The sequence below is a fragment of the Mycobacterium sp. HUMS_12744610 genome (genome assembly GCF_041206865.1).
In the GTDB taxonomy this organism is placed as follows: Bacteria; Actinomycetota; Actinomycetes; order Mycobacteriales; family Mycobacteriaceae; genus Mycobacterium; species Mycobacterium servetii.
On sequence record NZ_JBGEDP010000001.1, the window covers coordinates 1,127,362 to 1,144,775 of the forward strand.

Annotated in this window: 16 protein-coding genes; 11 read left to right on the forward strand and 5 right to left on the reverse strand. The window is 69.0% G+C overall.

Features of this window, described 5'->3' with window-relative positions:
• The first annotated feature begins 10 nt into the window (after nucleotides 1-10).
• A complete protein-coding gene (locus AB8998_RS05695; RefSeq protein WP_369736917.1) occupies nucleotides 11-1,243 on the forward strand; it encodes an ISL3 family transposase in 1,233 nt (410 codons plus the stop codon).
• A gap of 24 nt (nucleotides 1,244-1,267) precedes the next feature.
• On the opposite strand, the gene AB8998_RS05700 is transcribed toward AB8998_RS05695, so the two are convergent.
• Both AB8998_RS05700 and AB8998_RS05705 read right to left on the reverse strand, forming a co-directional pair.
• The gene (locus AB8998_RS05700; RefSeq protein ID WP_369736998.1) at nucleotides 1,268-2,230 is read right to left on the reverse strand and encodes a multicopper oxidase family protein; all 963 of its coding nucleotides are present in this window, start codon (nucleotides 2,228-2,230) and stop codon (nucleotides 1,268-1,270) included.
• 151 nt (nucleotides 2,231-2,381) lie between these two features.
• Nucleotides 2,382-3,137, reverse strand: coding sequence for an SDR family oxidoreductase (locus tag AB8998_RS05705; protein WP_369736999.1), 756 nt, complete (start codon nucleotides 3,135-3,137; stop codon nucleotides 2,382-2,384).
• A 130-nt stretch (nucleotides 3,138-3,267) separates the two neighbouring features.
• Between AB8998_RS05705 and AB8998_RS05710 the strand changes: the two genes are divergently transcribed.
• The gene (locus AB8998_RS05710) at nucleotides 3,268-4,071 is read left to right on the forward strand and encodes an SDR family NAD(P)-dependent oxidoreductase (RefSeq protein WP_369737000.1); all 804 of its coding nucleotides are present in this window, start codon (nucleotides 3,268-3,270) and stop codon (nucleotides 4,069-4,071) included.
• 11 nt (nucleotides 4,072-4,082) lie between these two features.
• On the opposite strand, the gene AB8998_RS05715 is transcribed toward AB8998_RS05710, so the two are convergent.
• Both AB8998_RS05715 and AB8998_RS05720 read right to left on the reverse strand, forming a co-directional pair.
• Nucleotides 4,083-4,634, reverse strand: coding sequence for a PAS domain-containing protein (locus tag AB8998_RS05715; RefSeq protein ID WP_369741434.1), 552 nt, complete (start codon nucleotides 4,632-4,634; stop codon nucleotides 4,083-4,085).
• Nucleotides 4,635-4,819: 185 nt separating this feature from the next.
• Nucleotides 4,820-6,220 (reverse strand): IS1380 family transposase, encoded by a 1,401-nt coding sequence (locus tag AB8998_RS05720; protein WP_369737001.1) that lies wholly within the window; start codon nucleotides 6,218-6,220, stop codon nucleotides 4,820-4,822.
• A gap of 404 nt (nucleotides 6,221-6,624) precedes the next feature.
• Here AB8998_RS05720 and AB8998_RS05725 point away from each other — a divergent pair, with 404 nt between their 5' ends.
• From AB8998_RS05725 to AB8998_RS05765, 9 genes are all read left to right on the forward strand, one after another.
• Nucleotides 6,625-7,290, forward strand: coding sequence for a TetR/AcrR family transcriptional regulator (locus AB8998_RS05725; RefSeq protein WP_369737002.1), 666 nt, complete (start codon nucleotides 6,625-6,627; stop codon nucleotides 7,288-7,290).
• A 13-nt stretch (nucleotides 7,291-7,303) separates the two neighbouring features.
• The gene (locus tag AB8998_RS05730) at nucleotides 7,304-7,498 is read left to right on the forward strand and encodes a ferredoxin (protein WP_369737003.1); all 195 of its coding nucleotides are present in this window, start codon (nucleotides 7,304-7,306) and stop codon (nucleotides 7,496-7,498) included.
• Nucleotide 7,499: 1 nt separating this feature from the next.
• The gene (locus AB8998_RS05735; protein ID WP_369737004.1) at nucleotides 7,500-8,741 is read left to right on the forward strand and encodes a cytochrome P450; all 1,242 of its coding nucleotides are present in this window, start codon (nucleotides 7,500-7,502) and stop codon (nucleotides 8,739-8,741) included.
• Nucleotides 8,742-8,874: 133 nt separating this feature from the next.
• Entirely contained in the window at nucleotides 8,875-9,939 is a 1,065-nt protein-coding gene (locus AB8998_RS05740; RefSeq protein ID WP_369741435.1) for an amidohydrolase family protein, read from the forward strand.
• Between the two features lie 25 nt (nucleotides 9,940-9,964).
• Nucleotides 9,965-11,176, forward strand: coding sequence for a M24 family metallopeptidase (locus AB8998_RS05745; protein WP_369741436.1), 1,212 nt, complete (start codon nucleotides 9,965-9,967; stop codon nucleotides 11,174-11,176).
• Nucleotides 11,166-12,284 (forward strand): M24 family metallopeptidase, encoded by a 1,119-nt coding sequence (locus tag AB8998_RS05750; RefSeq protein WP_369737005.1) that lies wholly within the window; start codon nucleotides 11,166-11,168, stop codon nucleotides 12,282-12,284. Before AB8998_RS05745 ends, AB8998_RS05750 begins: the two co-directional genes overlap by 11 nt.
• Nucleotides 12,285-12,286: 2 nt before the next feature.
• Nucleotides 12,287-13,282, forward strand: coding sequence for an enoyl-CoA hydratase/isomerase family protein (locus tag AB8998_RS05755; protein ID WP_369737006.1), 996 nt, complete (start codon nucleotides 12,287-12,289; stop codon nucleotides 13,280-13,282).
• Nucleotides 13,282-15,699 (forward strand): CaiB/BaiF CoA transferase family protein, encoded by a 2,418-nt coding sequence (locus AB8998_RS05760; protein WP_369737007.1) that lies wholly within the window; start codon nucleotides 13,282-13,284, stop codon nucleotides 15,697-15,699. Before AB8998_RS05755 ends, AB8998_RS05760 begins: the two co-directional genes overlap by 1 nt.
• Nucleotides 15,700-15,704: 5 nt before the next feature.
• The gene (locus AB8998_RS05765; RefSeq protein WP_369737008.1) at nucleotides 15,705-16,577 is read left to right on the forward strand and encodes an SDR family NAD(P)-dependent oxidoreductase; all 873 of its coding nucleotides are present in this window, start codon (nucleotides 15,705-15,707) and stop codon (nucleotides 16,575-16,577) included.
• On the opposite strand, the gene AB8998_RS05770 is transcribed toward AB8998_RS05765, so the two are convergent.
• A complete protein-coding gene (locus AB8998_RS05770; RefSeq protein WP_369741438.1) occupies nucleotides 16,574-17,395 on the reverse strand; it encodes an SDR family NAD(P)-dependent oxidoreductase in 822 nt (273 codons plus the stop codon). The genes AB8998_RS05765 and AB8998_RS05770 overlap by 4 nt on opposite strands.
• Between the last annotated feature and the right edge of the window lie 19 nt (nucleotides 17,396-17,414).

A 17,414-nucleotide genomic window follows, 5' to 3' on the forward strand; every position in this document is an offset into this window, starting at 1 on the left:
GATGTGCTGTGTGCGCGACACCGAGTTGTACCGCCATCTGCTGGGACTGGTAGCGCCGTGGGAGGTGCAACGGGTGGAGCTGTCGGCTCAGGAAGGTCGGGTGGACGTCTGGGTCGTGCATCCGGGCCGGACCCGGTTCGCCTGCCCGGACTGCGAGCGCGAGCTGTCGGTGTATGACCATGGCGAGGAACGGGCGTGGCGGCATCTGGACTCGTGTGCGTTTCTGACGTTCCTGCATGCCAGCCCGCCGCGGGTGGCCTGTCCCGAGCACGGGGTGCATCAGGTGCGGCTGCCGTGGGCCGAGCCGCATTCGCGGTTCACCATGTTGTTTGAGCGGCTGGCCATCGACGTGCTCGCCGCGTGCGACGTGGCGGCCGCGGCCGGGCTGCTGCGGGTCAGCTGGGACGAGGCGTGGCACCTGATGGACCGTGCGGTGGCCCGCGGCCTGGCCGCCAAACCGCTGGTGGCGCCGGCCCACGTCGGGGTCGATGAGAAGGCGGCCGGGAAGGGACAGGACTACATCACCGTGGTCAGTGACCTGGACGCGGGCACGGTGGACTACATCGCCGACGAACGCCGCCAGGCCAGCCTGGACGGCTACTTCGACCGGTTCACCCCCGAGCAGCTGGCCGGGATCGAGGCGGTGGCAATGGACATGTGGGAGCCGTTCGCCGCCTCGGTGCGCGCGCACCTGAGCGACGCCGAGAACAAGATCGTCTTCGACCGCTACCACCTGATGGGCTACCTGACCAAGGCCGTGGACACCGTGCGCAAGGCCGAGAACCGGGCGCTGGCCGCGGCCGGCGATAAGAGCCTGGCCGGCAGCAAGTACCTGTGGCTGTATTCGGCGGAGAACCTGCCCGACCGTCACCAAGACCGCTTCGCCACGCTGCGCTCCGGTGACCTGAAAACCGCTCGGGCATGGGCGATCAAGGAGAGTCTGCGGCACTTCTGGTCCTACCAGCGTCGCGGCTGGGCAGCCAAACACTTTAAGCGCTGGTACTTCTGGGCCACCCACTGCCGTCTCAAGCCGATCATCGACGCGGCCAAGACGTTGAAGCGCCACGAGGCGGGGCTGTTGTCCTACTTCGCCCACCGCATCACCAACGCCGGTGCCGAGGGCCTGAACTCACGCATCCAGGCCATCCGGGTTTCGGCCCGCGGCTACCGCAACCGCGAGCACTTCAAGACCGCGATCTACTTCCACCTCGGCGGGCTCCAGCTCTATCCGGCCATCCCATGACCCACGGAGTTCCCAGAAGAGCCCTCAGAAGAGGTAGTCCAGGCGGGTCTGCATCCCGGCGGCCATGTGATAGGTGTTGTGGCAGTGCAGCTGCCACACGCCCGGGTTGTCGGCGACGAGGACGGCGTTGAGCTTCTTCTTCGGCAGCACGATCACGGTGTCTTTGCGCGGGCCGGGCGTGCCGTCGGAGTTGATCAGCTGGAAGGTGTGGCCGTGCAGGTGCATCGGGTGATACATCATGGTGGTGTTGTCGAAGGCGATGGTCGCCCCGCGCGACAACTCCGGCGCCGCGCTGGTTGTCGTCGTGGTGGGCGTGCTGTGCGCGCCGGGCTTGTTCGCCGACGTCAGCTCGTCGAACAGATAGCGCGGACTCTTGCCCACACCGTCAGTCCAATCATCCAGGACGACAATCCATTCGGAGTCGTAACCGGAGTCGGCCGGATCGTCGACGATCAGCGGCAGGTAAAGGCCCGCGTCCTCCTGGAGGCCAACGTGCGGATGGGCCCAGTAGGTGCCCGGGTTGGGAACGGAGAAGCGGTAGGTGAAGTCCTGGCCGGCGTCGATGTTCGGCGTGGCCGGCGCCGCGCCGTCCATGTCGTTGCGGATCACGATGCCGTGCCAATGCGCCGACGTGGGGCGGTCGAGCCGGTTGGACACACTGACGACGAGCTCGTCACCGACCTTGGCCCGGATCGGCGGTCCCGGAACGCCGTTGCCGTAGGCCAGCGTGCGCACCACGGTCCCGCCCAGGTCGACCTCGGTCCGCTGGGCAGTCAGAGCGGCGGTCACCGTGCGGCCGCTGTGCGGCCGGGCCGCCTCGGCCGCGGCGATGGCGTCGGCCATCTTCGCGGCGTTGCCCGGACCCTGCGGCCTGGACTGCCCGCAGGCCGCCAGCGCCAACCCGCCGGCGATGCCGGCGGCCATGAACCCGCGCCTGGTCAGCGGCGCGGCCTCGAAGGGGGCTCCGCCGGTGGGCAGCACGGCCATGAAAGCTCCTCGGTCATGTCCTGGGATGGTCCCCCTAGCCTTATACCGTGCTCGACCGGCGGGCGGGGCGCAATCGCTGAGAGCTTTTCTCGCCGAATATGCGGTGATCCCGCAGCCCGGCGGTGTGGTCGACGAACCCGATCGTGGCCTGCTAGGTCGCGCCCGCGGCCATCCAGTCACCGAACCGGGTGGGGAAGACGGTGAGTTCCTCACCCTCCACGGGAACGATGGTGTGGTCGTCGAGCAAGGCCCCGAAGTAGCGGGCATCGGGATCGCTGATCACCTCCCGTCGATCACCGGTGGCGGCGAACCGGATCCGGATGAAATCGTCCATGCCCCGCTTTTCCGGGCCCGCGACGTTGGTCACCCGGTTCAGCGGATCGCCGGCGGCCGCGCGCGTGACGGCCGTGGCGACATCCGTGGCGGCAATGGGCTGGAACGCCCCGCGCGGCGCGCGGACGGTGTTCCCCTCGGTCATCGAATCGGCAATGCCGTCAACGAATTCGAAGAACTGAGTCGCGCGCACGATCGAATACGGCAAACCCGATTCCACGATCAGCTTCTCCTGCGCGATCTTGGCCCGCATGTAGCCGCTTTCGGAGGCCCGCTCGGCGCCCACGATCGACAACGCCACGTGGTGCCTGGCGCCGGCGGCCCGCTCCGCCTCCAGCAGGTTACGGGTGGACGTGCTGAAGAACTCCAGCACGTCGTCATCGGCCCAGGACGGGGCGTTGGACACGTCGACGACCGTGTGCGCGCCGACGAGCGCTTCGCCGAGGCCCTCGCCGGTGAGGGAGTTGACGCCCGAGCGCGGCGAGGCCGCGACGGCCTCTTGCCCCAGTTCGCTGAGCATGGCCACCACCTGCGATCCGATCAGCCCGGTGCCGCCGACAACCACGATCTTCATGCTCGAGCCTTTCGTGAGTTTGCTGCCGACCCTACCGACGGCCGGTGGGGCCGCGTGGGCGATCCGCCGTCCGCCGGCGGGTTAAATCAATCGCTTGACTTAATGCATCGCGCGCCGATTAACTCTCCGTGTGGGCAACGAACTCGACGGCAGGGTGGCCATCGTCACCGGTGGCGCTTCCGGCATCGGTCGCGGCATCGTCGAACGGTTCGTCTCCGAGGGGGCCCGGGTGGTCGTCGCCGACGTCGACGCGGACAAGGGCGAGAGGCTGGCCGCGGCGCTGGGTGCCGGCTCCGTCTTCCGGCGCACCGACGTTTCCGACCCCGCGCAGATCGGGGCGCTGGTGGACGCGGCCGTGCGGGAATGCGGGGGTCTGCACGTGATGGTCAACAACGCCGGTGTCTCCGGCGTCATGCACCCGGGGCTCCTCGAGGACGACCTGGCCGATTTCCACCGCGTCATGGCCGTCAACGTGCTGGGCGTGATGGCGGGGACGCGCGATGCCGCCCGGCACATGGCCACCCACGGCGGCGGGTCGATCGTCAACGTCACCTCGATCGGCGGAATCCAGGCCGGTGGCGGCGTGCTGACCTACCGTGCTTCCAAGGCCGCGGTCATCCAGTTCACCAAGTCCGCGGCGATCGAGTTGGCGCGACACGACATTCGGGTGAACGCCATCGCGCCGGGCAACATCCCGACGCCGTTGGTGGCCTCGTCGGCATCGACCATGGACCCGGGCCGGGCCGAGCGCTTCGAGGCGCGGATCCGCGAGACCATGCGCGCCGACCGCCCGCTGCAGCGCGAGGGTACCCCCGACGACATCGCCGAGGCCGCACTGTATTTCGCCGGCCGCCGGTCGCGCTACGTCACCGGCACCGTGCTGCCGGTGGACGGGGGGACCGTGGCCGGCAAGGCGATCCGGCGGAGCGAGTGAGGCCAGACCCGTCAGGATTCCAGCGCGGGGTGACCCGCGCGTGCCTCCAGCCGCAGCCTGGCCAGGTGCCCCGCCTGCTCGAGATCCGGCGCTCCGAGCGTTTCCATCAGCACGCTGTGCGAATGGGTGAGCACGCCGAGCACCACCTCCGCGGGTAGCCCCGGAAACTGCCGGCCGAGAGAGTCGGCCGTGTTCCGGAACTCGGCCGTGCCGGGAAAGCATCGCCGGCTCGCGGCCGGCGGCACCACGCGACTGATGTCCTGGCTGTGATGCAGCGCGGCGATTGTCTTGCGTCCGTCGCGGATCGGGGAGTTCACCGGCATCCACACCCGGTAGAGGAACTCGCCCGGCCGCTGCCGGTCGGGAACGTCGTAGCGCTGCACGCCCATCCAGTGTTGCGCCCCGCGGCGGAACGTCTTTTCCAGCGAGTCGGCGAGGTTGGCCACGCCGTCCGCTTCCACGTCGGCCGGGTTGTCCGGGAATACCTCGAACAGCGGACGACCGATCATGGCGTCCCGCGGGTGTGCTGAAGCCCGTTCGAAAGCCGCGTTCACCGAACGGATGCGTAAGCCTCAGAATTTCACGGTGGCCCGGGTTCTGCTGTGGCGGTCTGCGGGGCGGCAGCTTTGTCGAGGTTTTGAGGCTGGGGGTAGGCGGCGGCGCCGCGTGTCGTGCGGTGACGCCGGGTCCTTTATCCCGGGGGTGGTTACTCCTTTCTTGGGGTCGAGAGGGCATAGGGGCCTGTGGGTCAGGGTATGGCGCGGACCCTGTTGAGGGCGTCGGCGAATTCTTGTGCCCAGGGCCAGGTTTGGGGGATCCGCAGGATCAGGTAGCGGGATCGTTTGATCAGCCGGGCCGCGGCGTGCAGCAGCCGGTAGCGCAGGGTGGCGGGTTCGGCTTTGGCCAGTGGGCCGTCCAGGAGTAGCAGTCGCATCCAGCACAGCAGGTCGATGGCGATCGCGACGGCGGTGACCCAAGCGGTGTTGATGGCGAACGAGTGTGAGGGCCAGCGGGCCAGGCCGGTGTCTTTGCCGGTGCGGATGAAGCCCTCCACCCGGGCGTGGACGCGGTGGCGGGCTTCCAGTCGCTGGGGTTGTCCACCGGCAGTCGAGGTGGCGAGGACCTGGTAGCGGTAGCCGGCCAGCTGCTCGAACAATGACAACTGGGTGCCGTGTTCGATTTCTTCGCGCCGCACCAGGATGCGCATGCCGGCCGGCCAGCCGACCAGCCGATCCCCTCCGGTGCTGTGGCGCAGCAGCCCGGTCAACTCGGCGACCTGGGCGTCGTCACGGGCCGCTCCGGTGGCATCCAGTGCGGCTTGCCATCCCGCATCGGGCATCTGGCCGATCGCGACCCGGACCCGCTCATCGAGGTCGAATCCGACCGAGTAGCCCACTGACATCCCCAGCCGGGCATTGAGTTTCTCCAGGTGTTCGACGACGGCGTGGCTTGAACCCGCGCCGTCGATGGTGACCAGCAACTTGCGGCGCCACTTGGCCGGGATCGCCGCGATCGCGGCGTCGATGATCGCGATATGATCGGCCGCGGTGTTCGAGCCGGCGTTGCCTGCACGGGCGATCACCGCCAGCAGTTCGCCGGTGTTGTCACACCACGCCAACAGCGGGTGGAAGCCAAACCCGCCTTTGAAATTGCCTGCGGCGTGCTGCTTATCGCTGTGCGACTGAATCAGCGACGCGTCGATGCGGATCACGATCGTGTCCCCGAGGTCCCCATAGCAGGTCTGCGAAGCCGGGATCGCACCGTGGCGGGCCTCGATCGCCTCCCACACCCGAGAGCGGACCTTGTTGCGCACGGCCGTGACCTCGGTGATGCTCTGCTCGTCGATCTCGCCCAGGGACCGCCACATCGTCGGAACCGACGCCACCGCCTGAAACAACCGGTGCTGATCGCGCAGCACCGCGGTGCCGGCCAGGTTCTGCGCGCCGCCGGCGATCGATACCGCCACATCGCGCAACACCGCGCCTCGGTCGTGGGTGACTTCTGGGCGCGACAGCACCGACGACAAACCGCTGGTCAAACCCAGATTGTCGGCCAGCAACCGGGGTATCACGTTACCGGCGTGCCCGACCACGTCGTCGCCACGGACCTCAACTCGGACATTCTTCGACCAATCCGTAGTAGCCTGCATCTGACAGGTGCACTCCCATCCTGGATAACCGAGCCTCGAATACTCCGATTATCCTTGCGGCAGTGCACCTTTCACGTTAACGACACCCCTGATCTCCACATTCGATGAAAAATCCAGGCAAGTCGGCGTCGATGAGCGCATACGGCGCCCATCTCGTCTGAAACCACGCGGAATTCTCGATCTCCGCCGCCTGTCGCGCTGACAGCACGGTTGTCCCTCCCTGATGAAGCTTCTGCGCCCGGCTGCCCGTTGCTTCAGCGCCGCGACACGGAAACTCCATCGTGGCGCAACGTGAACGCCATCCGCGAGGGTCTTTGGTAACTCGGCGCCTCGGCGTAGCCGGGCCGAGACAAAGATTAAATCAATCGCTTGACTTAATCGCCGGCGCGGGGTTGACTGACGCAATGACCGCAGCCGGCAGGGCCGTTCGCACCGAGCGGGCCAGCTCCACCCAGGAGGCGATCCTGGTGGCCGCCGAGCGGTTGTATGCCGAGCACGGCATGTTCGCGGTGTCCAACCGGCAGGTCAGCGAGGCCGCCGGCCAGGGCAACAACGCCGCGGTGGGTTATCACTTCGGCACCAAGGCCGACCTGGTGCGCGCCATCGAGCAGAAGCACCGCGGGCCCGTCGAGCAACTTCGCGAGCAGATGGTGGCCGAACTGCTCAAGCGGGAAGACCCGGCGCAACTGCGCGACTGGGTCGCCTGCCTGGTGCGGCCCCTCACCGACCACCTGGCCGAACTCGGGAGCCCCACGTGGTACGCGCGATTCGCCGCGCAGGCGATGACCGATCCCGCTTACTACCACATCATCGTCAAGGGCGCGCTCAGTTCGCCGTCGCTGGTCCAGGTCGTCGAGGGCATCAACCGGTGCCTGCCCGACCTGCCCGCCGAGGTGCATTTCGACCGCAACATCATGGCCCGCAACCTGCTGATGCATACCTGCGCCGACCGCGAGCGCGCGCTCGCCGCCGGGGCGTCGCCGTCCCAACGTTCCTGGCGCGCCGCCGCGTCCGGCCTCATCGACGCGGTGGTGGGGCTGTGGCTGGCGCCCGTGACATCGTACGAGTGAAGGGGGTCCGCAGGTGAAAGTGACCGTCGACCAAGACGTTTGCGCGTCCTCGGGCAACTGCGTCCTGAACGCTCCCGACATCTTCGACCAACGCGACGACGACGGCGTGGTCGTGCTGCTCAATCCGAGCCCCTCGCCCGATCAGGCCGAGGGCGCGCGCCGGGCGGCCGCCGCCTGCCCCGCACTGGCCATCCGTATCGAGGAGTGACATGTCGGACACGCTGACCGCAGGGACCGAAATCGATTCGGGCATACCGGAATATCCGATGGCGCGGGAGGCGGGCTGCCCGTTCGCCCCGCCGCCGGATGTCATGGCGCTCGCGGCGGCCGCGCCGCTGTCCCGGGTCCGCATCTGGGACGGCAGCACGCCGTGGCTCGTCACCGGCTACGAGGAAGTGCGCGAGCTGTTCTCCGACTCTCGGGTCAGCGTCGACGACCGGGTGCCCGGCTTCCCGCACTGGAACGCGGGCATGTTGTCCACGGTGCACAAGCGGCCGCGATCGGTGTTCACCGCCGACGGCGAGGAGCACACCCGGTTCCGCCGCATGCTGTCGAAACCCTTCACGTTCAAGCGGGTCGAGGGCTTGCGCCCGACCATCCAGCAGATCACCGACGACCACATCGACGCGATGCTGGCCGGACCGCGACCCGCCGACCTGGTCGCCGCGCTGGCCCTGCCGGTGCCGTCGCTGGTGATCAGCCAACTGCTCGGGGTGCCCTACGAGGATGCCGAGATGTTCCAGGAGCATGCCACCGTCGGGCTCGCGCGCTACGCGACCGGCGAGGACACCGCCAAGGGTGCGATGAGCCTGAACGCTTACCTCGCCCGGCTGGTCGAGGCCAAGATGGAGAACCCCGGCGAGGACGCGGTGTCCGATCTGGGCGAGCGGGTCAGGGCGGGCGAGCTCACCGTCAAGGAGGCCGCCCAGCTCGGGACCGGCCTGCTGATCGCCGGACACGAGACCACCTCGAACATGATCGGGCTGGGTGTCCTTGCCCTGCTGGCGAATCCGGAGCAGGTGCCCGTGATCCGCGATGCCGCGGACCCCAAGATCGTGGCCAACGCGGTCGAGGAACTGTTGCGGTACCTCAGCATCATCCAGAACGGACAGCGCCGCGTCGCCCTGGAAGACATCGCCATCGCCGGTGAGGTCATCCGCGCCGGAGAAGGCATCATCATCGACCTGGCCCCGGCGAACTGGGATGCCGATGCCTTCACCGAACCGGACCGGCTGTACCTGCACCGCTCGGGCGCGGATCGCAACGTCGCGTTCGGGTACGGCAGACACCAGTGCGTGGGTCAGCAGCTCGCTCGTGCGGAGCTGCAGATCGTCTACCGAACGTTGTTCCGCCGCATCCCCACGCTCTCGCTCGCCGTCCCGATCGAGGAGGTGCCGTTCAAGCACGACCGGTTGGCCTACGGCGTCTACGAACTGCCGGTCACCTGGTAGCCCCGCTCCCGAAGGAAGGTCAACGATGACAACAACCAGCCCAGTCTCGCTCTATCCTCCCGAAGGCTTCGGCGCACCGAAGGATCGCCATGGCCACGCCGGCGGCGTCGACGTGGGCCTGCCCGAGGGCACCGTGGTGTTCTCCGCGGACAACCACATCTCCTTGGCCTCCGACATCTTCTACGAGCGGTTCCCCGACGACCTCAAGGACAAGGCGCCGCGGATCTGGTACGAGGATGGCGCCTACCAGGTCGGGCGCAAGGGCCAGTCGTTCCTGCCCGGCGACTTCAGCGCGGTGCTGATGCAGTACGACGACCTGCCGGGGGCCGCGAGCACCAACATCGAGGCGCGCATCGCCGAACTGCACGACGACGGCGTCGACAAGGAACTGGCCTTCCCCAACGCGGTACTGGCGCTGTTCCACTACCCGGACAAGGCGTTGCGCGAACTGACGTTCCGCATCTACAACGACTACATCGCGGAGCTGCAGGAGCGCTCGGGTGGCCGCTTCTACGGCGCCGGACTGATCAACTGGTGGGACCCCACGGGCACCCGCAAGACCCTCGAAGAGCTGAAGTCGTTGGGCATCAAGACGTTCCTGATGCCCCTGAACCCCGGCAAGGACGACGACGGAAACCCGATCGACTATGCCAGCACGTCCATGCGGGCCGTGTGGGACGAGATCGAAGCCGCCGGGCTGCCGCTCACCCACCACATCGGCGAAACCCCGCCGAAGAGCCCGTGCGAGTTCAACAGCGTCGTCGTGGGGATGATGATCAACATCGACGGATTCCGGGAGACGTTCTCCAAGTACATCTTCGGCGGCATCCTCGATGACCACCCGGGCCTGCGGATCGGCTGGTTCGAGGGCGGGATCGCGTGGGTGCCGTGGGCGCTGCAGGACGCCGAGCACCTGGTGGCCTCCTACCGGCACATGTTCAACCGGCCGCTGCAGCACGACGTGCGGTACTACTGGGACACGCACATGATGGCGTCGTTCATGGTCGACCCGCTGGGTCTGCAGCTGATCGACAAGATCGGCGTCGACAAGGTGATGTGGTCCAGCGACTACCCGCACAACGAGAGCACCTACGGCTATTCGGAGAAATCCCTGGCGGCGGTCGTCGACGCGGTCGGGCCGGCTGACGCGGCGAAGATCGTCAGCGGCAACGTCACCCGATTCCTGGGGCTGGAGTGACGACGCTCGCCCCTGCGGCGCGGGCCTGGCCATCCCCGACACCCCCGACTTCGCCCGCCTGCGCCGGGAGACCGGGGCGCGCCTGCGCTCGGCGATGACCGAACGCGGTGTGGACGCGATGGTGTTGCTCGGCAACAACACGGTGGTCTATGCCACGGGGACCAGCTGGCCGCTCGGCGACGCCGGGTTGTCCTATGTCGAGCGGCCGCTGGCCGTGGTCCTCGCCGACGACGAGTGGCCGCATCTGTTCCTGCCGTACCGGGAGGGCGTCGCGCACGAGTCGGAGTTGCCCGCCGACCACCTCCACGGCCCTGTCTACCTCGAATTCGACGAGGGCGTCGCCACTTTCGCGCGTCAACTGGCCGACCTGGTGCCGGCCGGGGCCGTGATCGCCGTCGACGAGTGCACCGGGGCCATGTCGCGTGCCGGGAAGTCGTTGTTCGGCGGCGGCGCTCCCGCCGACGCCGCCGCGATCGTCGGTGCCGCCAAGGTGGTCAAGACCCCGGACGAACTGGCCTGCATCCGCACCGCGGTCCGGATCACCGACGAGGCGATGGTCGACGTCCACAAGTCGCTGGCCCCCGGCATCCGCCAAATCGAGCTGTCGGCGCGCTTTTTGCGGCGGGCCTTCGAGCTCGGGGCGATGGCCAGCATGCTGGAGCCGATCTGGCAGGTGATGCCGCACAGCAAGGCCGAGGGCGTGTGGACCACACACGGCGATCTGGCACTGCCGCTGCTGACCACGGAGCGTGAGCTGGCCGAGGGCGACGTGCTGTGGACCGACGTCAGCATCACCTACCGTGGCTACTGCTCCGACTTCGGGCGGACCTGGATCGTCGGTCGCGCACCCACGCCACGCCAGCAGGCGCAGTTCGAGAAATGGCAGCAGATCATGACCGCCGTCGAGGGGGTGGCCCGGGCCGGCGCGACCGCCGGCGATCTCGGCAGGGCCGCCACCGCGGCCAACGGCGGCACCCGGCCCTGGCTGCCCCACTTCTACCTCGGCCACGGGATCGGCGTGAACGCGGCCGAAATGCCCATGATCGGAACCGATCTCGGGCAGGAATTCGATGACGACTTCGTCCTGCAGTCCGGCATGGTGCTGGTGCTCGAGCCCGTGGTGTGGGAAGACGGCACCGGCGGCTACCGCAGCGAAGAGGTCGTGGTGATCACCGAGGAGGGTTCGATCCGCTTGACCGACTACCCCTACACCCCCTATGGCCCCCATGTCGGTTGAAGTCTGCCCCGACGAGCGCGCGCTGCGCTCGGGGCGCCGCCGGCGAGTGCTGGACCAGATGGCGGCACACGACCTCGACGTCCTGGTCCTCGGCCGGCAGGCCAACGTCCGCTACGTCACCGGCACACCGCAGCTGTGGGTCGCCGGGACCCGGCCCTTCGGCCCGTCGTGTGTGCTGGTGCGCGCGACCGGCGCCGTTCACCTGCTGAGCACCTGGGACGAAGGCGTCCCCGACGACATCCCCCACGAGAACCTGTACGGCATCTCGTGGAATCCGGCGAACACCATGGCGGTGCTGCGGCGCATCGACGGTGCGGCCACCGCGCGCCGCGTCGGCACCGACGCGCTGTCACCGGCTTTCGCGCAGCTGCTGCCGACGGCGTTTCCCAACGCGACGTTGGTCGACGGCGAGCTCGCCATGCGCGCCGCCCGGCGGATCAAGACCGCCGAGGAGGTGGCCGCGGTGCGGGAGGCGATCGCCAAGGCCGAGTCGGGTTTGGCCGCCGCGGTGGCCGAGCTGCACCCGGGAGTGCGCGAACAGACCCTGGCCGGCGTCATGCTGGAAGCCATGGCGGGCGGCGGCGTGGCGACCCCCGCGAACCAGGAATTCGCCTGGGCGACGTCGCGTGATCACCCGTGGCGGCGGGTCGGTGGCGATGGCCGCGTGAACGACGGCGACCTGGTGGCGTTCTCGGCCGGCGTGCTCGCCGGCGGCTACATGGGCGAGGTGGGGCGAACCTGGCCCGCAGGGGCTGCCGGCGACGCCGGGCCGTTGCGCCGGCGTTCGGAACGGCTGTGGGACAAGCTGTTAGCGGCATGTCGGCCGGGGGCGGGGGCCGCCGAACTGCTGGCGGCCTATCGGGCCGCGGGCGAGCAGGCGCCGCCCATGCCGGTCGCGCGAGGGCTGGGCATGGGATTCGATCCGCCCGTCGTCTCCCCGCACCTACCCGAAACCGCGACCCGCGAACACCTGGAGCCGGGAATGGTGCTGGCCGTGACGGGTTACGTCTGGGAACAGGGGGTCGGGGCGGTGTTCGGGCGCGAAGCCGTGCTGATCACCGACGACGGCCACGAGGTGCTGACCTCGAGCCCGTCCTGGCGCGAATAGCGATGGCCGCCAAGCCCGGCCCGCCGGCCGACAAGATCATCCGCTACCGCAAGGACGCCAAGACCCGCATCGCCACGATCACCTTCGACCGGCCCGACCATCTCAACGCGCCGACCATCGCGGCCCGGGTGCGCTACGCCGACCTCTTGCACCGGGCGTCCATCGACGACGACGTCAAGGTGCTGGTGGTGCGGGGAGCGGGGGAGGACCTGGGCTCCGGCGCGGATCTCCCCGAGGCCATGTCGGCGCAGAGGTCCGAGGACCAGGGCCCGCGTCTCGCCGAGTTCCGGCTCGGCGCCGACGAGGTCAGGTACCCCCCGCAGGGATCGTTGCGGCGCGGCGCCACTCTCGGCCAGTGGTATGCCAACCCCAACTCCGGGATACGCGGCCTGCAGGACTTCAAGAAGATCAGCATCCTCGAGGTCAAGGGCTACTGCTACGGCTGGCACTTCTATCAGGCCGCCGACGCGGACCTGGTGATCGCCAGCGACGACGCCCTGTTCGGGCACCCGTCGTTCCGCTACTACGGGTGGGGCCCGCGGATGTGGTGGTGGGCGCAGACCATGGGGATCCGGAAGTTCCAGGAAATGGTCTTCACCGGAAGGGCTTTCACCGCCGAGGAGATGTACGACTGCAACTTCCTCAACAGCGTGGTCCCCAGGGCCGAACTCGAGGCGGAGGTGGAGAAGTACGCGCTGGCGTGCGCGCGCAACCGCTCCACCGACACGGTGTTCATGCAGAAGGTCTTCTTCGAGATCATGAAGCAGTTCCAGGGCGAGTACATGGGTAGCATGCTCAGCGGCGTCTTCGAGTCGATGGGCGGGCTGGTCCGCCCCGACGCCGACGACGAGTTCACACTCGACGGTGCCCTCGCACGAGGTCTGGGCGATGCGGTCAACGACAACGACGGCAGGTTCCCCCCGGACTGGCGTCTGAGCAAGAGCGGGCGCATGAAGGCGGGCGCCAAGAAGAATGCCCCGCGGAAGCGGAAGCAGTAGTGGCGCAAGCTGATACCGAACCGCCGCTGGCGGGCTACACGGTGGTGGAGCTGTCCTCGGGCATCGCGGGCGCCTACTGCACGAAGCTGCTCGCCGACGGCGGCGCCGACGTCGTCAAAGTCGAATCGCCGGAAGGTGATCCGCTGCGATCCTGGTCGTCCTCGGGCGCGGTCATCCCACCCGGCGGTGACGGCGCGCTGTTCGCCTTCCTGGCCGGGTCGAAACACAGCGTGGTCGCCGATCCCGCCGGCCGGGACGACGTCGAACTCGTCGACCGGCTGCTGGCGGCCGCCGACGCGGTGGTCTGGTCGGCCGGATCGAAAGTTGCCGACAGCCAAGACTTCAGCCCCGCGGCGATCCATCTCCGCCACCCCCACCTGACGGTCCTGTCGATCACGCCCTTCGGCCTCGAGGGCCCCTGGCGGGACCGGGTAGCGACCGAATTCACGCTGCAGGCATGGTCGGGCGGAATCGTCGGCCTCGGGCGCGGCGAGCCGGACCGCGCACCGGTGTTCGTCGGCGGACAGGTCGGGGAGTATCTGGCCGGGGTGTATGCGAGTGCGGCGCTGCTGGCCACGCGACACTGCGGCGCCGGCCAGCTGCTCGACCTGTCGATGCTGGAGGCCCAGATCCTCGGGCTGACCTACTATCCCGTCACCTACTTCGAAATGCTGGGGCGGCCATGGCGAGACGCGCGGCGCGTCACCGTCCCGGGGGTGGCGCGCGCCAAGGACGGACTCGTGGACGTCGGCTGCGGGACGGCGCAGCAGTGGTTCGACCTGTGCGCGATGGTCGGCCACCCCGAGTGGATCGACGAGGCGTCGCCCCTCACCATCACCGAGCAGGCGACCCTGCACGCCGACGACATCTACGCGTGGTTCGAGACCAACACCGTCGACGACATCCTGGAACTCGCCACGGCCTTCCGGATCCCCAACGCGCCGGTCGCCAACGGCGCGAACATGGCCGCGCTGGAACACTTCCGGGAGCGCGGCTCGTTCGTGCCCAACCCGCGCGACGGGTTCCTGCAGCCGGCCCACCCCTACCGCATGCGCCCCGCACGGCTCCGCCCGCCCCAACCGGCGCCGCGACTGGGCGAGCACACGGCACGCTACCGATCCGCCGAACCGGCCCCGCGCCCCACGCCCACCGCGCCGGCACGCCGGCTGCCCCTCAGCGGGCTTCGGGTGCTGGACCTGACGACGTTCTGGGCGGGCCCCTGCTGCACGCACTTCCTGGCCATGCTCGGCGCCGAGGTGATTCACGTGGAATCCACCCGCCGGCCCGACGGCACCCGGCTGATCGCCGGGGTGCCGGTCACCGAAAACCAATGGTGGGAGCAGTCCCCGATCTTCGCGGCGTTGAACACCAACAAGAAGGGGCTCACGCTGGACCTGCAGAGCGCGCGCGGGCGGGAGTTGCTGTGCCGGCTCGTCGCAACCTGCGACGTGATCGCGGAGAACTTCACGCCGCGGGTGCTCGACCAGCTCGGCCTGGACTTCGCCGCGGTCCAGTCGATCAAGCCCGACGTCGTCATGGTGCGCATGCCCGGGTTCGGCCTGGACGGCCCCTGGCGTGACAAGCCGGCGTTCGCCTATGTCATCGAGTCCGCGGCCGGCGTGAGCTGGATGACGGGCTATCCGGACCGCACCCCCTACGATCCCTATTCGGTCGGTGACCCCAACGCGGGCATGCATTCCCTCAATGCGCTGCTGCTGGCGCTCGAGCACCGCCGCCGCACCGGCCAGGGCGTGCTGGTGGAGGCGGCGATGGTGGATGCCGCGCTCAGCGTCGCCGCCGAGCAGATCATCGAACACTCCGCGTACGGGGCGCTGCTGGAACGCGCGGGTAACCGGGGACCGACGGCGGCGCCGCAGAACCTCTACCGCGCCGCCGACATCGACGAGTTCGGGCGCCCCGACAGTTGGGTCGCAATCGCCGTGGCCACCGACGAGCAGTGGCTGAAACTGTGCGGCGCCATCGGATCACCTTCGTGGGCAACCGATCCGAAGCTGACGACGGCGGCGGGGCGGCGCGCCCACCACGATTTCGTCGACGGACAGCTGGCCGCATGGTGCGCCGACCGCAGCCGCGACGACATCGTGGCGACGTTGTGGGAGGCCGGTGTGCCGGTGGCCAAGGTCATGCAACCCCATCGCCAGACGGAGCTCGAGCAGCTGGGATTCCGCGGCTTCTTCGAAGAGGTCGACCACCCGGTGAAGGGTCCGGCTAGGCTCAGCACCGTGCCGATGAGGTTCTCCGCCGGGCCTGAGAGGTTGCACACCGCTCATGCGCCGCTGCTGGGTCAGCACAACCGGGAACTGCTGGCGGAGCTGGGCCTGACCGACTCGGAGATCGCCGGGTTGGAGGCCGACGGCGTGATCGGCGGGGCACCCGCGATGGGCGCGGGGGGCTAGCCGCTATGGCGATCGATCCCTCGGACATCCTGCTCACCGGCCGCGTCGCGGTGGTAACCGGCGGGGGAGCCGGTATCGGACGCGGCATCGCGGCCGGCATGGCCGCGTTCGGCGCGTCGGTCGCCATCTGGGAACGCGACCCCCAAACCTGTGCGCAGGCGGCGGAATCGCTTGGCGCGCTGGGCGTCGAGACCGACGTCCGGGACGGCGAACAGGTCGACGCCGCGCTGCAGCGCACGACCGACGAACTCGGGCCCGTGACCATCCTGGTGAACAACGCCGGTGGCGTGTTCTCCTCACCGCTGCTGGAAACCAGCGAAAACGGTTGGGACGCACTCTACAAGGCCAACCTGCGGCACGTGCTGCTGTGCACGCAGCGGGTCGCTCGGCGGCTGGTGTCGGCGGGGCTGCCCGGCAGCGTCATCTCGGTGACCTCGATCGAGGGCGTGCGCGCCGCACCGGGCTACGCGGCGTACGCGGCGGCCAAGGCGGGCGTCATCAACTACACCCAAACCGCGGCGCTGGAGCTGGCGCCGCACGGGATCCGGGTCAACGCGATCGCCCCCGACATCACGCTCACCGAAGGATTGGCACGCCTCGGCGGTGACGCGGCCCTGGCCAGGACGGGCAACATCGTCCCGCTGGGGCGGCCCGGCCACGTCGACGAAATCGCCGGCGCCGCAGTCTTTCTGGCCTCGGACATGTCGGCCTACCTGACCGGGCAGACACTGCACGTCGACGGCGGCACCCACGCCGCCGGCGGCTGGTACCACGACCCGCAGACCGGCGACTACCGCTTGGGGCCGCCGGGCGATCGGGTTAGCCCGACGACGATGCGGGCTGGCGCAGCCCGGGGAGGAGTCGGGCAATCGGGCTAGTGCCGCCAGCCTTCCGCGGCCTGTTCGTCGAAGGTGCGGTCGATGCGCTCGAACCTGCGGCGGATGGACGCGCGGGCGGCCCCGTGCGGCAGGATGTACAGGCGGTTGGCCGCGATCCCGTCGGCCGTCTGCCGCGCGATGTCCTCGACGCCCAGGGTGTCGTCCTCCACGGGCAGCGTCGCCTCCGGGGACGACGACATCGCATGGTCCGCGCCGCGGATGCGTTCGGAGTTGGCGACCAGCTTGGTCTCCACGACCATCGGGCACAACACCGAGACACCGATCCCGTTGGGCTTGACCTCGCGGGCCAGCGTTTCGGCCAGGCCGACGACGCCGTACTTGGCGACCCCGTACGCTCCCAGACCCGCGTTGGGGACCAGGCCGGCGAAGGATGCGGTGAAGGCGATGTGTCCGCCCGTGCCCTGCTCGATCAGCCTCGGCAGGAACGCCTCCACGGCGTGGATGGAGCCCCACAGGTCGATGTCGATCACCCAGTGCCAGTCGTCGTGGCTCATCTGCGCGAGCGGTCCCGCGACCACGATGCCGGCGTTGCTGAACACGACGTCGACGCCGCCGAGGAGGCGGAACGCCTCGTCGGCGAGATTCACCATCTCGTCGAGGTGGCGGACGTCGCACGTGATGCCGTGGGCCTCGAATCCTTCGTCGCGCAGCCGCGCCACCGCCTGCTCCAGCGCGGGTTTGTCGACGTCGGCGAGCACGACGCCGGCGCCCCGGCGGGCGAACTCGATCGCCGTCGCCAACCCGATCCCGCTCGCGCCGCCCGTGACGACGGCCTTACGCCCTTCGAATCCATTCATCGCCACATCGACCTCACCG

Coding starts and splice junctions, on each gene's coding strand:
- AB8998_RS05765 (WP_369737008.1), top strand. CDS start 15,705: ATGGCGATCGATCCCTCGGACATCCTGCTCACCGGCCGCGTCGCGGTG.
- AB8998_RS05725 (WP_369737002.1), top strand. CDS start 6,625: ATGACCGCAGCCGGCAGGGCCGTTCGCACCGAGCGGGCCAGCTCCACC.
- AB8998_RS05750 (WP_369737005.1), top strand. CDS start 11,166: ATGTCGGTTGAAGTCTGCCCCGACGAGCGCGCGCTGCGCTCGGGGCGC.
- AB8998_RS05705 (WP_369736999.1), bottom strand. CDS start 3,137: ATGAAGATCGTGGTTGTCGGCGGCACCGGGCTGATCGGATCGCAGGTG.
- AB8998_RS05735 (WP_369737004.1), top strand. CDS start 7,500: ATGTCGGACACGCTGACCGCAGGGACCGAAATCGATTCGGGCATACCG.
- AB8998_RS05755 (WP_369737006.1), top strand. CDS start 12,287: ATGGCCGCCAAGCCCGGCCCGCCGGCCGACAAGATCATCCGCTACCGC.
- AB8998_RS05770 (WP_369741438.1), bottom strand. CDS start 17,395: ATGAATGGATTCGAAGGGCGTAAGGCCGTCGTCACGGGCGGCGCGAGC.
- AB8998_RS05720 (WP_369737001.1), bottom strand. CDS start 6,220: ATGCAGGCTACTACGGATTGGTCGAAGAATGTCCGAGTTGAGGTCCGT.
- AB8998_RS05700 (WP_369736998.1), bottom strand. CDS start 2,230: ATGGCCGTGCTGCCCACCGGCGGAGCCCCCTTCGAGGCCGCGCCGCTG.